At 62.9% G+C, this 13,005-nt stretch carries 12 protein-coding genes; 9 read left to right on the top strand and 3 right to left on the bottom strand.

Annotated elements, in window-relative coordinates:
- The first annotated feature begins 144 nt into the window (after window positions 1–144).
- The 7 genes from AC2TZ7_RS15780 to AC2TZ7_RS15750 all read left to right on the top strand — a co-directional run bounded on the left by AC2TZ7_RS15780 (window position 145) and on the right by AC2TZ7_RS15750 (window position 6,751).
- Window positions 145–1,353 carry an RSP_2647 family RNA methyltransferase gene (locus AC2TZ7_RS15780; protein WP_489864955.1) on the top strand — a complete coding sequence of 403 codons (1,209 nt, stop codon included), beginning with the start codon at window positions 145–147 and terminating at the stop codon, window positions 1,351–1,353.
- Entirely contained in the window at window positions 1,353–1,895 is a 543-nt protein-coding gene (locus tag AC2TZ7_RS15775; protein WP_347429479.1) for an RSP_2648 family PIN domain-containing protein, read from the top strand. Before AC2TZ7_RS15780 ends, AC2TZ7_RS15775 begins: the two co-directional genes overlap by 1 nt.
- 64 nt (window positions 1,896–1,959) lie before the next feature.
- Window positions 1,960–2,460, top strand: coding sequence for a DUF2478 domain-containing protein (locus AC2TZ7_RS15770; protein WP_078520092.1), 501 nt, complete (start codon window positions 1,960–1,962; stop codon window positions 2,458–2,460).
- Between the two features lie 106 nt (window positions 2,461–2,566).
- Window positions 2,567–4,021, top strand: coding sequence for a glucose-6-phosphate dehydrogenase (zwf, locus tag AC2TZ7_RS15765; RefSeq protein WP_489864954.1), 1,455 nt, complete (start codon window positions 2,567–2,569; stop codon window positions 4,019–4,021).
- Window positions 4,018–4,689 carry a 6-phosphogluconolactonase gene (pgl, locus tag AC2TZ7_RS15760; protein WP_489864953.1) on the top strand — a complete coding sequence of 224 codons (672 nt, stop codon included), beginning with the start codon at window positions 4,018–4,020 and terminating at the stop codon, window positions 4,687–4,689. The genes zwf and pgl overlap by 4 nt, the downstream gene beginning before the upstream one ends.
- Before the next feature lie 16 nt (window positions 4,690–4,705).
- Entirely contained in the window at window positions 4,706–6,313 is a 1,608-nt protein-coding gene (gene pgi / locus AC2TZ7_RS15755; protein WP_489864952.1) for a glucose-6-phosphate isomerase, read from the top strand.
- Window positions 6,314–6,430: 117 nt separating this feature from the next.
- Entirely contained in the window at window positions 6,431–6,751 is a 321-nt protein-coding gene (locus AC2TZ7_RS15750) for a hypothetical protein (protein WP_098411486.1), read from the top strand.
- On the opposite strand, the gene AC2TZ7_RS15745 is transcribed toward AC2TZ7_RS15750, so the two are convergent.
- The gene (locus AC2TZ7_RS15745) at window positions 6,748–7,173 is read right to left on the bottom strand and encodes a DUF1489 family protein (RefSeq protein ID WP_489864951.1); all 426 of its coding nucleotides are present in this window, start codon (window positions 7,171–7,173) and stop codon (window positions 6,748–6,750) included. The genes AC2TZ7_RS15750 and AC2TZ7_RS15745 overlap by 4 nt on opposite strands.
- Before the next feature lie 159 nt (window positions 7,174–7,332).
- Here AC2TZ7_RS15745 and AC2TZ7_RS15740 point away from each other — a divergent pair, with 159 nt between their 5' ends.
- Together AC2TZ7_RS15740 and AC2TZ7_RS15735 are read left to right on the top strand one after the other, a co-directional pair.
- The gene (locus AC2TZ7_RS15740; protein ID WP_489864950.1) at window positions 7,333–9,597 is read left to right on the top strand and encodes an adenosylcobalamin-dependent ribonucleoside-diphosphate reductase; all 2,265 of its coding nucleotides are present in this window, start codon (window positions 7,333–7,335) and stop codon (window positions 9,595–9,597) included.
- A 318-nt stretch (window positions 9,598–9,915) separates the two neighbouring features.
- Complete coding sequence (locus AC2TZ7_RS15735) at window positions 9,916–11,007, top strand: AAA family ATPase (protein ID WP_489864949.1); 1,092 nt, start codon at window positions 9,916–9,918, stop codon at window positions 11,005–11,007.
- Between the two features lie 259 nt (window positions 11,008–11,266).
- Here AC2TZ7_RS15735 and AC2TZ7_RS15730 read toward each other — a convergent pair whose 3' ends face one another.
- Together AC2TZ7_RS15730 and AC2TZ7_RS15725 are read right to left on the bottom strand one after the other, a co-directional pair.
- Window positions 11,267–11,764 (bottom strand): hypothetical protein, encoded by a 498-nt coding sequence (locus AC2TZ7_RS15730; RefSeq protein ID WP_489864948.1) that lies wholly within the window; start codon window positions 11,762–11,764, stop codon window positions 11,267–11,269.
- Entirely contained in the window at window positions 11,764–12,861 is a 1,098-nt protein-coding gene (locus tag AC2TZ7_RS15725; RefSeq protein ID WP_489866826.1) for a helix-turn-helix domain-containing protein, read from the bottom strand. The genes AC2TZ7_RS15730 and AC2TZ7_RS15725 overlap by 1 nt, the downstream gene beginning before the upstream one ends.
- Window positions 12,862–13,005 lie beyond the last annotated feature (144 nt).

Raw genomic sequence — 13,005 nt, 5'->3', positions numbered from 1 at the left:
TCATGTTAGCGCTAACGCTGCAACCCGTTCCCTTTGTCGATTATCTGGGGCAGAGCGGGGATGCGGCAAGCGCGAGGGCTTTCGCGCCCGGTCGCTTGGCGCTAGGAAGGCGGCGCTTGAGACAGCGCGCGCAAGGAGCATCCGATGAGCCAGTCCGAAGACACCGCCACCCGCCCGACCGTTCGGCTGCGCCCGAAGGCCGAGGCCCGCGCGATCCGCCACGGCTTTCCTTGGGTCTATGCCGATGAGCTGGTGACCGACCGGCGCACCAAGGCGCTGACGCCCGGCACGATCGCGACGCTGGAGGATGGCGAGCGCCGTCCGCTCGCGACGGTGACGGTCAACCCGAACTCGAAGATCATCGGCCGGGTGATGAGCCGCGACGCCGAGGCGGTGATCGACCGCGACTGGATCGCGGCGAAGCTGACCCGCGCGCTGGAGATGCGTGCGCGGTTGTTCGATGCGCCCTTCTACCGGCTTGTGCATGCCGAGGCGGACGGGCTGCCCGGCGTCATCATCGACCGCTTCGGCGATGCGGCGGTGATCCAGCCGAATGCGGCATGGTCGGAAGTGATGATCGCCGATCTCGAGGCCGCGCTGGCCGAGGTGGCGGGCGTCACGACGATCATCAAGAACGCGGCAGGGCGCGCGCGCACGCTCGAAGGGCTGGACGAGGACATGCTCACCTTGCGTGGCGGGATCGAGGCGCCGGTCGAGGTGCCGATGAACGGGGCGATCTATCTTGCCGACCTGATGGGCGGGCAGAAGACGGGTCTTTTCTATGACCAGCGCCCGAACCACGCTTTTGCCGCACGGCTTGCGGAGGGCGCGCGGGTCCTCGACGTGTTCTCCCATGTGGGCGGCTTCGCGCTGGCCGCGCTGGCAGGTGGTGCGACCTCGGCGCTGTCGGTCGATGCCTCGGCCCCGGCGCTCGACCTTGCGACCAAGGGCGTGGCCGCGATGGACATGGCGGACCGGTTTGCCACGCGTCAGGGCGATGCGTTCGACACGCTCGACGCTTTGGGTCAGGAAGGGGAGCGCTTCGATCTGGTGATCTGCGATCCGCCCGCCTTCGCGCCCGCCAAGCCCGCACTGCAGGCGGGGTTGCGCGCGTATGAGCGGATCGCGCGCATGGCCGCGCCGCTGGTCGAACCGGGCGGCTACCTGGTGCTGTGTTCCTGCTCGCATGCCGCCGATCTGTCGCAATTCCGCGCAGCCTGCACGCGCGGCATCGGCAAGGCGGGGCGCTCCGCGCAGCTGATCCATACCGGTTACGCCGGGCCCGATCACCCGATGCTGCCGCAACTGGCGGAATCGGGCTATCTGAAATCCCTGTTCTTCCGGCTCGACTGATGCGGGTCGTGCTCGATGCCTGCGTGCTCTATCCGACGGTGCTGCGCGAGATCTTGATCGGGGCGGCCAAGGCGGGGCTCTACCGTCCGCTCTGGTCGGCGCGCATCCTCGAGGAATGGGCGCGCGCGGCGGCCCGTCGCGCGCCTGCCGACGAGGCCATCGCGCGCGGCGAGATCGCGCTTTTGCGCGCGGGGTTCCCGAAGGCCGAGATTTCCGCCCAGCCGGGGATCGAGGCGCGGCTGGTGCTGCCCGACGAGAATGACCTCCATGTGCTGGCCGTGGCGATTGCGGGCAGTGCCGATGCGATCCTGACCTTTAACGCGCAGGATTTCCCGCGCGGGACCTTGGCGGGCGAGGGGCTGGAGCGGCGCGATCCGGACGGCTTCCTCTGGCAGCTTCTGTCCGAGCATCCCGAACAGATGCGTGCCATCACCGAAGCCGTGCGCGCCGAGGCCGAGCGCCTCTCCGGCGAGCCGCAGCCGATCCGTGCGCTGATGAAGCGCGCGCGTCTGCCGCGCTTCGGCAAGGCGCTGGCGGCGTGATCTCGCGCTGCGTGTCGGGGTGTCGCCCCTTGACCGTCCGCGAAAGCCTCGCCAAACAGGCGCAATGATCGGGTTCATCACATGCCAAGAGCGCGGCGCGGCCGACAAGCTCCTTGCCCAGCTCGCCGACAGGCTGCTGTCGCAGGGGCGCGACGTGATCGGCATGGTGCGCGCCGAGGTGCCGCAGCGCTTCGAGTGCGAGATGCATCTGCGCCTCTTGCCCGAGGGCGAAACCCGCACGATCTCGCAGGATCTGGGGCAGGGCGCGGGGGCCTGTTCGCTCGATGCAGGAGCGCTCGAAGAGGTCGTCGCACAGGTCGGCCATGCGCTTGAGATGGCGCAGCCGGGTGCCATCGTGATCCTCAACAAATTCGGCAAACAGGAGGCCGCAGGGCGCGGGTGCCGCGACCTGATCGCGCAGGCGATGGCCTCCGATTTTCCGGTCCTTCTGTCCGTTCCGCCCGAAACGCGCGCCGATTTCATGACTTTCGCAGATGGTATGGCCGAAGAAATCGTGCCGGAAATTCAGGCGCTTGAGGCGTTTCTCTCGCGTGAGAGCGCTTAATCCGCGCCCGCGCGTTGTCTCATGTCGCTCCCATGCTAGACTTGTTCAGGTAAGGTGAGTAAAAGGGGGTCGTTAGCGCTAACGGACCCCAAACACGGAGCAGCCCATGGTTTCGCGCGTCATTCCCGTCGATCGTTTCGACCTGGTGATTTTCGGCGCCACTGGCGACCTCGCCAATCGCAAAATTCTCCCCGGCCTGTTTCGCCGCTATTGCGCCGGTCAAATTCCCGAAGGATCCACCATCATCGGCGCTGCGCGCTCGGAGATGACCGCAGAGGAATTCCGCGATCAGACCCGCGCCGCAATCGCCGAATTCGGCGGCAGTAAATGCGACGACGAAGGCGCGCTGGACGGCTTCCTGCCGATGCTCGACTATGTCGCGATCGACGCGAAAGGAGATGGCGGCTGGGACGATCTGAAGTCGAAAGTGCGTGGCGACACCGTCAATGCGTTCTACTTCTCGGTCGCGCCGGCGCTGTTCGGCGATCTGGCCGAGCGCCTGCACACGCGCGGTATCGCGGGGCCGGAGGCGCGGATCGTGGTCGAGAAACCTTTCGGGCGCGACCTTGCCTCGGCCAAGGCGCTCAACGCGGCGCTGGCGGAGTATTTCGACGAGACGCAGATCTACCGGATCGACCATTATCTCGGCAAAGAGACGGTGCAGAACCTGATGGCGGTGCGCTTCGCCAACATCCTGTTCGAGCCGCTCTGGAACAGCCAGTTTGTTGATCATGTGCAAATTACGGTGGCTGAAACGGTCGGCGTCGGCGGTCGCGGGTCGTATTATGACAAGTCGGGCGCGATGCGCGACATGGTCCAGAACCACATGATGCAGCTTCTGTGCCTGATCGCGATGGAGCCGCCCTACCACTTCGACCCCGATGCGGTGCGCGACGAGAAGCTCAAGGTGATCCGCGCGCTCCAGCCCGTTCAGCCCGCCGATATCGTGCGCGGCCAATACGCGGCCAGCAAGGATGCGCCCGGCTATCTCGAAGATGCCGAGGACCCGGAGTCGACGACCGAGAGCTATATCGCGATGAAATGCCATGTCGCGAACTGGCGCTGGGTGAACACGCCCTTCTATCTGCGCACCGGCAAGCGGCTGCGCGCGCGCACTTCCGAGATCGCGATCACCTTCAAGGAACCGCCGCACCAAATCTTCGACGACGCCGAGGGCGAGTGGCGCGAGAACGTGTTGGTGATCCGGTTGCAGCCCAATGAGGGCATGAACCTGAAGATGATGATCAAGGAGCCGGGGCCGGGCGGGATGCGCCTCGTGCAGGTGCCGCTCGACATGTCCTTCGCGGAAGCTCTGGGCGACGAGGCCGACATCACCGACGCCTATGAACGCCTGATCATGGACGTGATCCGGGGCAACCAGACGCTGTTCATGCGCGGCGACGAGGTCGAGGCGGCCTGGGCCTGGACCGACCCGATCATCGAGGGCTGGGAGTCGCGCGGAGACAAACCGCAAACCTATGACAGCGGCGCGTCGGGGCCCGATGACGCGCTGATGCTGATGCATCGTGACGGACGCCGCTGGCGGGAGATTCGCGAATGAATTTTGAGAGTTATCCCGATCGCGAGATGCTGATGATGGGGCTTGCGGACCGCATCGCGAGCCAGTTGCGCGCGTCGATCAACAACGAGGGCCGCGCGACCTTGTCGGTGCCCGGCGGCTCCACGCCGGGACCGATCTTCGACATCCTTTCCGACATTGATCTGGACTGGTCCAAGGTCGCGGTGCTCCTCAATGACGAGCGTTGGGTGCCCGAGACCTCGGAGCGGTCTAACACGCGCCTGATCCGTGCGCGGCTCCTGAAGGGCCGGGCAGCGGCGGCGACGCTGGTGCCGCTCTATGCCAAGGCGGAGCGGCCCGAGGACAAGATGGAGGAGCTGGCCGAGGGCATCGCGCCGCATCTGCCGATCTCCGTCCTGCTTCTGGGCATGGGCGCGGATATGCATACGGCGAGCCTGTTTCCGGGCGCCGACCGGCTGAAAGAGGCGCTGTCGAACGATGCGCCGATCTTGCTGCCGATGCGGGCCGAAGCTGCGGGCGAGCCGCGTATCACCCTGTCCGCACCCGTGCTGCGCGACGCGATGTATACGCATATCCTGATCACCGGCGCGGAGAAGCGCGCGGCGATCGAAGCGGCCGAGAGGCTCCCCGTCGAACAGGCGCCGGTGCGCGCCGTTCTCAAGGACGCGACCGTTCACTGGGCTGAATAACTGGGCAGAGCAAGCGATGACCATCTGGCAAGACCTCCTCGACAAGGCGCAATCCGTACAATCCCGCGAAATCGGAGAATTGTTCGAAAAGGGTAATCGCGCAGCGGGGTTCAGCCGCGAAACCGGGCCGTTTCTGTTCGATTTCTCCAAGACCAATATCGATGCGGAGACGCTCGATCTGCTGGTGAAGCTGGCCGAGGAGAAGGAGGTCGCGGCCCGTGCCGAGGCGATGTTCACCGGTGAGAAGATCAACGATACCGAGGGCCGCGCGGTGCTGCATACCGCGCTGCGCAATCTCGACACGGATGTGTTCGTCGATGGCGAGAACGTCATGCCCGAGGTCCGCGCGACCTATGCCCGTATGGAAGCGTTCGCGCGCGATGTCCGCGAGGGCAAGTTCACGGGGCAGGGCGGTGCGATTACCGATGTGGTGAATATCGGCATCGGCGGCTCGGATCTGGGCCCGGCGATGGCGACTCTGGCGCTCGCGCCCTATCACGACGGGCCGCGCTGCCATTTCGTCTCCAACGTTGACGGGGCGCATATCCATGACACGCTGGCCGGTCTGAACCCGGAAACGACGCTGGTGATCGTCGCTTCCAAGACCTTCACCACGATCGAGACGATGACCAATGCCGAGACCGCGAAACGGTGGATGGCCGAGAAGGTCGCGGACCCGGCGCAGCAATTCGCGGCGCTCTCGACCTCGGCTGAGAAGACTGCTGCCTTCGGGATCGATCAGGCCCGCGTCTTCGGCTTCGCCGATTGGGTCGGCGGGCGCTATTCGATGTGGGGGCCGATCGGGCTGTCGCTGATGATCGCGATCGGGCCGAAGGGGTTCGCCGACTTCCTCAAGGGCGCGGCCGTGATGGATGCGCATTTCCGCAAGGCCGAATTCAAGGACAACCTGCCGGTGCTGCTGGCTCTGGTCGGTATCTGGCACAACCAGTTCTGCGACTATGCCACGCGCGCGGTTCTGCCCTATGATCAACGGCTTGCGCGACTGCCCGCCTATCTTCAGCAGCTGGAGATGGAGAGCAACGGCAAGCGCGTCAGCATGGATGGCAAGGACCTGCCTTACAATTCCGGGCCGGTCGTCTGGGGCGAGCCGGGTACCAACGGTCAGCACGCGTTCTACCAGCTGATCCACCAAGGTACGCGGGTCATTCCCTGCGAATTCATGGTCGCCGCCGAGGGGCACGAGCCCGATCTGGCGCATCAGCATCTACTGCTCGTGGCGAACTGTCTGGCGCAATCCGAGGCGCTGATGCGGGGCCGCTCGCTGGCCGAGGCGACCGAGATCATGCGCAAAAAAGGCTTCGAGGGCGACGAGCTGGACCGTCAGGCGCGGCACCGTGTCTTCCCAGGCTCGCGGCCGTCGACGACGCTGCTTTATCCGAAGCTCACGCCGGAAGTCTTCGGCGGGATCGTCGCGCTTTACGAGCACCGCGTCTTCGTCGAGGGCGTGATCCTCGGCATCAACAGCTTCGATCAATGGGGCGTGGAGCTGGGCAAGGAACTGGCGCTCGCGCTGGCCCCGGTGCTGAAGGGCGAGGATGCGGGCGAGGGCAAGGACGGCTCCACCCGGCAGCTTGTCGCGCGGGTGCAATCGCTGCGCGGCTAGATCAAGCTTCGTTGACGGTGCCGCCTCCGGGCGGAACCGGGGCGAACACCCTTCCGTTCAGCTTGGAGGTGAGGCGCAACGCCTCGCCGACTGGTGTTCGAACAAAGGAATTCCACGATGATCGACTCGATGGAAGATAGCCCCGAAGGCGTGGTCGGTCTGATCGCCTCCGGCACTGTTCTTAAACATGATGTGACCGAGGCGATGCGCCTCGTCGGGTCCGCGGATCGGATGATGGTCGTCGTCGCGCCGCGCTTCGATGGCTACATGGCGGAATTGATCGGCGGGCTGCGCCAAAGCTGCGAAGACGGTCAGGCCGGGCGCTGCGCGCTGGTCGTGCCGGAGGATATGCGCTCCGAGGCGAGCATGCAGGGCGAGGGCGGCGCATTTCGCATCTTCACCGCGCAAGGAGAGGCGGAAAGCTGGCTCGCCGCTTAACGCAGGCCGATCTCGGACAGCGCCACGGCAAGGTCGCGGGGCAGGGCCTCTTCGCGGGTGCGGCCTTTGGGCAGATCGCGGGGCGCATCCTCGGGGCTGAGGTAGCGCCAGCCCTGGAAGGGGCGGCGCATCAGCGCCTCGGTGCGGACAACCTCGCGGTCGAGCACGATCGCGCAGCGCGCGATGCCGTCGGCGCCCATCACTTCGGACAGTTCCAGCACGCGCTGGCGCGCCAGCACCGCGCCCTTAAAGACCCAGTATAGCGACCCGCCGTTCAGGATCTCGTCTGCGCGTTTCGGCCACATGCGCGTGACATGCATGGCCGGACCCTTGCCGTATCGGCTGGCCTGCCACGCGATCAGGTCCTCGACCTTCTCGGCGCCGACGCACAGTTTGATCAGATTCACCACTTTGTCACCCATGCTCCCTAATTAGGTTTTCGGTCTCGCGACGGCAATGTCCGATTTGCGTCTGGTCATGCGAAGAGGCCTTAGGTATAGTGTCAGCCCGCCCCCGACGCACGATATGCGGAGGGGGCTTTCGATTTTTACCTCACTCGAACTGCTGCCAACGAGGACCTCATGAGCCGTTTTGCCGCCCCGATTGCCGAACAGATCTGGGACATGAAATACCGTCTGAAGGAACAGGACGGGACCCCGATCGACGCGACCGTTGAGGATAGCTGGCGCCGGATCGCGCGCGCCTTGGCCGAGGTCGAAGATAAGCCCGCGAAATGGGAAGAGAAATTCTACGGCGCGCTGGAAGATTTCAAATATCTCCCCGCAGGCCGGATCGCCGCGGGTGCCGGCACCGGCCGCGCGGTGACGCTGTTCAACTGCTTCGTCATGGGAACGATCCCTGACAACATGGGCGGCATCTTCGATATGCTGAAGGAAGCCGCGCTAACGATGCAGCAGGGCGGGGGAATCGGCTACGACTTCTCTACCATCCGCCCGCGCGGCGCTGAGGTGAAGGGCGTTGCCGCCGACGCCTCCGGCCCGCTGAGCTTCATGGATGTCTGGGATGCGATGTGCCGCACGATCATGTCGGCGGGCTCGCGGCGCGGCGCCATGATGGCGACGATGCGCTGCGATCACCCCGATATCGAGAGCTTCATCACCGCGAAGCAGGATTCGGCCCGTCTGAGGATGTTCAACCTGTCCGTGCTGGTGACCGACGCGTTCATGGAGGCCGTGAAGGCCGATGGTCCGTGGGATCTGAAATACGGCGACAAGGTCTATCACACGCTGAACGCCCGCGATCTTTGGAATAAGATCATGCGCGCGACTTATGACTATGCCGAACCGGGCGTGATCTTCATCGACCGCATCAACAAGATGAACAACCTCAACTATGTCGAGCAGATCGCCGCGACCAACCCCTGCGGCGAGCAGCCCCTGCCGCCCTATGGCGCGTGCCTGCTGGGCTCGATCAACCTCGCGCGGCTCGTGACGAACCCGTTCGAGGCGGATGCGGGTCTGGACCCCGAGCAGCTCGACGAGATGGTGCGCCTTGCGATCCGCATGATGGATAACGTGGTCGACGCCTCGCGCTTCCCGCTGGAGCAGCAGCGCGAAGAGGCGCAGAACAAGCGTCGCATCGGTCTGGGCGTGACCGGTCTGGCCGACGCGCTCCTGATGCTGGGCCTGCGCTACGGCTCGGAAGAGGCGGCCGCGCAGACCGAAGTCTGGATGAAGCAGATCGCACGCGCGAGCTATCTCGCCTCGGTTGATCTCGCGAAGGAGAAGGGGCCGTTCCCGCTGTTCGATGCCGAGAAATACCTCGCCTCGGGCAACATGATGCAGATGGACGATGACGTCCGCGAGGCGATCCGCGAACACGGTATCCGCAACGCGCTGCTGACCTCGATCGCGCCCACGGGCACCATTTCGCTTTACGCGGGCAACGTCTCGAGTGGCATCGAGCCGGTCTTCGCCTATGCCTACAAGCGCAAGGTGCTGCAGCCCGACGGCTCGCGCACCGAGGAAGAGGTCGTCGATTACGCTGTGCAGATGTGGCGCGACAAGTTCGGGGACAAACCGCTGCCCGACTATTTCGTCAACGCCCAGACCCTCGCGCCGATGGATCACGTGCGCATGCAGGCCGCGGCGCAGAAATGGATCGACAGCTCGATCTCCAAGACCATCAACTGCCCCGAGGATATCCCCTTCGAGGCGTTCAAGTCGGTCTATATGGAAGCCTGGGACACCGGCTGCAAAGGCTGCACCACCTACCGTCCGAACGACGTGACGGGCTCGGTCCTGAGCGTGTCGGAGACCTCCGAGGCCGCGCCGGAAGTCGATGAGGGCGCCGATGTGGTCTACCTGACCGAGCCGCTGGACCGTCCCGCGGCGCTGGAAGGCTCGACCTACAAGATCAAATGGCCGGGCTCGGAGCACGCGATCTACATCACGATCAACGACATCGTCCAAGGCGGCCATCGTCGTCCCTTCGAGGTCTTCATCAACTCGAAGAACATGGAGCATTTCGCCTGGACCGTGGCGCTGACCCGGATGATCTCGGCGGTGTTCCGGCGCGGGGGCGATGTCTCCTTCGTGGTCGAGGAACTCAAAGCCGTGTTCGATCCGCGCGGCGGGGCCTGGATGCAGGGCAAATACATCCCCTCGATCCTCGCGGCGATCGGCGGCGTGATCGAGCGTCACATGATCTCGATCGGTTTCCTCGAAGGCGAAGGGCTGGGCCTGAAATCCGACCCCGAGGCCGACCGCATGGCCATCGGCGAAGCCCCCCGCGGCAAAGCCTGCCCGTCCTGCGGCTCCTACGCCCTGCGGATGGTCGAAGGCTGCATGACCTGCGCCGATTGCGGCCACTCCAAATGCGGCTGAGCCGGGTGAGTTGAAGCCAGAAATATTGAGCGCCGCATAAAATGTCCATTCCGGTAGGTTTTTGTCCATTCCGGAAAGCATAAAGTGACCATCGAAGGTTCTGCCTTCGGTGGTTTTTCTTTTGTTTCAATGCTTTGGTCTGTCTCCGGCAAAGGAGGTTTCTGACCGGTTTGCCGACGCTCCGGACCGGTTGACGTCGCCTCGGGAAATCGACTTAACCTCCACCCAAACCCGGGTTCCTCATCATTAACGCCTCGCGAACAGCCGTCTCGCGCGGGGCGTCAGCGGCGGGTGCCGCCTGACCAGAAGGAGCCTGCCATGTCCGACCATTTCCCGATCTGCGATCTACGCTTCGATCTCGAGACCTCGCCTGCGAAGATCGAGGCGCATCTCACCAGATTTCTGCGCAAGCTGCGCTGGGTGGCGCAGGGCCACGATCCGGCTGACTTTGAGGCTGCGCACGATGATGACCGCTGGGACGACGCGATGCGCGCCTGTCGCCCCGGCTTGCATGATGCCGACAGGATCCGGCGTCGGGCCTCTGCGCTCGCCGATCGGCGGCTCAGCGCGTCGGGAATGGCACATCTGGGTCGAGAGGCACGTGAGACGCTAGCGGGGCTCAAACACGGCGTGCGCATGGAACAGCTCGCGAATGAACACCGCGCCGACGAGATCGCTGCAACTCTGCACGAGGAGATGCCCTGGATGGCCCGCGCGAGCGAGATCGCCTGGAATGCGATGCGTGAGAGTGTGCGCGAGGGTGCTCCGGCCTTGCGCCTGCCGCCGCTCCTCCTTGATGGACCTCCGGGCATCGGCAAGAGCCATTGGGCACGGCGATTGGCGGAGCTGATCGGCACGCCCTCGGAACTGATCGACGCAGCGAACGAACCGGCGGGCTTCGCGGTTGCGGGCAGCCAGAAAGGCTGGTCGACGGCCCATCCAGGCCGGCCTGTGGAGCTCATCCTGCATCAGCGCGTGGGCAACCCGGTCATCGTGATCGACGAGGTGGACAAGGTGGGCGATGTGCGTTCGAGCAAGGGCTTCAGCTTTGCGCTGAGCAACGCGCTCTTGCCGCTGCTGGAACCCCTCAGCGCCCGGACCTGGAACTGCCCCTATTACCGGGTGCGCTTCGATATGCGCTGGATCAGCTGGATCCTGACCTCGAACGATCGCCGGGCCGTGCCAGCGCCGCTGCTGAGCCGCTGTCGCGTGCTCGATATCCCGCTGCTCTCTAGCGCGCATCTGGCGTATTTCGCGCGCCGGGAGGGGACGGCGCGCGGCCTGCCGGCGGATACGCTCGACGCGCTGGCGGACATGCTGCGAGGCGCCGAGCGCGGCTGGGATCTGCGCGCGGTGATCAAGCTGATCGATGCTCTAGTGGCGCACGAGACCCGCCCGACATTGCAATGAAAGGGGAGAGTAAAATGGCGGAGTAGGGCGGCAAGCGGACCTTCGCTGCGCCGGCCATAAACGGCAGCAATGCGCGAAAAAGAAGATTGCGCAGCGCTACTCCAAGTCGCATCAACGCGTGGACGGATGGATTGGCAAGCTATACGCCCTCTGGGAAAGCAGCGCTGAATTTCTTCACGGTGCCGTCGAAATCCACACGCAACATTTGTTGCTGGGCTGCTCTTGTTGGTTCCTAGCCTCCATAAATCGTAACCTCTATCTAAAGCAGCCCTTGGCTGAGGTTGTACAAAACTTCTTCCAACCATCGGGCCGAATAATGCTGCTTGATGCTCTTAGTTACGCCAATACAATGAAGTAGTGCTTCAAGTGAAATTAGCCTTTCCCGGTGGCCAAGTATGAAGCCCGCTTTCATACTCGCTTTGTCCGGCCCGCAGAGGCACCAAGCGTCGGGTCTTTTCCACGCATGCACCCACAAGTCTCGCTCGCCAGGGTCAAGTTCCGGAACGCCCTCTGGCTTTCCAAGCTCAAAGGTCGCGCGGTCGACTTCACTCACGGTATAGATCTTGTGAAACGCTGCTCGCAGCTCATGGTCCGAAACCGGCGGATAGATGCGTTGTGCTTTCCCTGTCTGGGCCTCGACGACACATTCATCGACAGTTTCTACAAGAAAGTTCTTTGTGAGCGCATTCCAGCAGCCCGTGCGATGAGCCTCAATGATCGCACAAGTATCGACGAGAAGAACATCACCACGCTTCATTACAGAACCAGCGGGCTCTCAATGTCATGTTTCTGAAAGATGCTTTCGAGTTCATCGAGAGATACATCAAGTAAGGTTGAGACCCGGCGCTCAGAAATCAGAGCCTTGTGAAGAGCCCGCGCAAGTATAGATAGAAATTTTGAGCTAAACAGCTCGGGCGGCTCCTCGTCCTTCAATCGGCCGCCATTGAACGAAAGCCAGTCTGTTCCCATTATTTCCTTGGCAAAACTTTTCGGAACTTCTTGATGGTTGACCAGACGCCAAAGAAATGCTGCGGACGACACTTTTATTTCACTTGCCGCCTCATTAAGCCAATCAATGAACTGATCGTCATCATAGCGAATCTTTCCGTAGTAGCGCTGCATCACATACGATGGCATCAGAATTCCAGACGCGAAGTTATCTGCAAGCTGCTCTACGCGCTTATTCTTTGGGTTGGAGCCATCAATATGCTCAGGTGGCATCGCTTCCCATGTAAGTAAATGGAAGATCTCATGGGCCAAATCGTAATTCCGCCGAGATGGCGGCTCATTCCGATTGATAATTATTGCGTTCAATTCAGGAAGGCGGCAGGCAGCGCCTGAAATTCCTGGCTCTGTGTCCGCCATGAGTACGATAGCACCGAGTTCTTCTTCGGCAGCAGCCCTCAGTCGGTCTGCGGGAACGTCACCAAGATCGAGTTCTTTCGCGACCGCCTCACCTGCGGAAATTGCCTCTTCAAACGAGGACGAACGCGTCAATCTAACCTCTTTTTGCAGGGCGTGTGCGTTCTGGCCAAGTTGATCACACCATAAGCGATAAGCACCAATCCACCGTCCCGCCTTTACTTCAAAAGCGTCCAGGCGCGCGGAGTCCACACCGGTCTGCCTCCATGAAAAAAGTCCCTTGCCGGCAATTAGATAAGGGTCAGTGAAATAGTCCAAGCCCACCTCAAAGATTGAAGTAAAGCGAACCAACTCCTCTGCGCTGACCTTTCTATGGCCAGTTTCTATACTTGAGACGATTTGCCTGCTTTCGAAGCCCAGCAACTCAGCGAGCTGCTCTTGCGACATCGATCGACTCTCTCTGAGGTGCTTGAGCCGCTCCGTTATGACCATTTGCTTCACCCTACATCCGACTTAGCCAGTTAGCTTGCAGGCGCGAAAATTGCAAGATTTTCTTGCGAAGTTGTTAAGGAGTGCGCCTGATGCCTCCGTCCGATTGTGGCAAACCCATGACTCTGGAGGCCCGCTCGGCGTGAG

This window comes from Thioclava sp. ISO4 (genome assembly GCF_058105145.1).
The sequence above is the reverse complement of the archived record's forward strand: the minus strand, read 5'-3'. Positions and strand labels throughout refer to the sequence as shown.

What these genes read in the sequence shown, in the direction of transcription:
- AC2TZ7_RS15725 (WP_489866826.1), bottom strand. Translation starts at nt 12,861, where the DNA reads ATGGTCATAACGGAGCGGCTCAAGCACCTCAGAGAGAGTCGATCGATG.
- pgi (WP_489864952.1), top strand. Translation starts at nt 4,706, where the DNA reads ATGACCATCTGGCAAGACCTCCTCGACAAGGCGCAATCCGTACAATCC.
- AC2TZ7_RS15730 (WP_489864948.1), bottom strand. Translation starts at nt 11,764, where the DNA reads ATGAAGCGTGGTGATGTTCTTCTCGTCGATACTTGTGCGATCATTGAG.
- AC2TZ7_RS15750 (WP_098411486.1), top strand. Translation starts at nt 6,431, where the DNA reads ATGATCGACTCGATGGAAGATAGCCCCGAAGGCGTGGTCGGTCTGATC.
- AC2TZ7_RS15740 (WP_489864950.1), top strand. Translation starts at nt 7,333, where the DNA reads ATGAGCCGTTTTGCCGCCCCGATTGCCGAACAGATCTGGGACATGAAA.
- AC2TZ7_RS15775 (WP_347429479.1), top strand. Translation starts at nt 1,353, where the DNA reads ATGCGGGTCGTGCTCGATGCCTGCGTGCTCTATCCGACGGTGCTGCGC.
- AC2TZ7_RS15735 (WP_489864949.1), top strand. Translation starts at nt 9,916, where the DNA reads ATGTCCGACCATTTCCCGATCTGCGATCTACGCTTCGATCTCGAGACC.
- AC2TZ7_RS15780 (WP_489864955.1), top strand. Translation starts at nt 145, where the DNA reads ATGAGCCAGTCCGAAGACACCGCCACCCGCCCGACCGTTCGGCTGCGC.
- zwf (WP_489864954.1), top strand. Translation starts at nt 2,567, where the DNA reads ATGGTTTCGCGCGTCATTCCCGTCGATCGTTTCGACCTGGTGATTTTC.
- AC2TZ7_RS15745 (WP_489864951.1), bottom strand. Translation starts at nt 7,173, where the DNA reads ATGGGTGACAAAGTGGTGAATCTGATCAAACTGTGCGTCGGCGCCGAG.
- pgl (WP_489864953.1), top strand. Translation starts at nt 4,018, where the DNA reads ATGAATTTTGAGAGTTATCCCGATCGCGAGATGCTGATGATGGGGCTT.
- AC2TZ7_RS15770 (WP_078520092.1), top strand. Translation starts at nt 1,960, where the DNA reads ATGATCGGGTTCATCACATGCCAAGAGCGCGGCGCGGCCGACAAGCTC.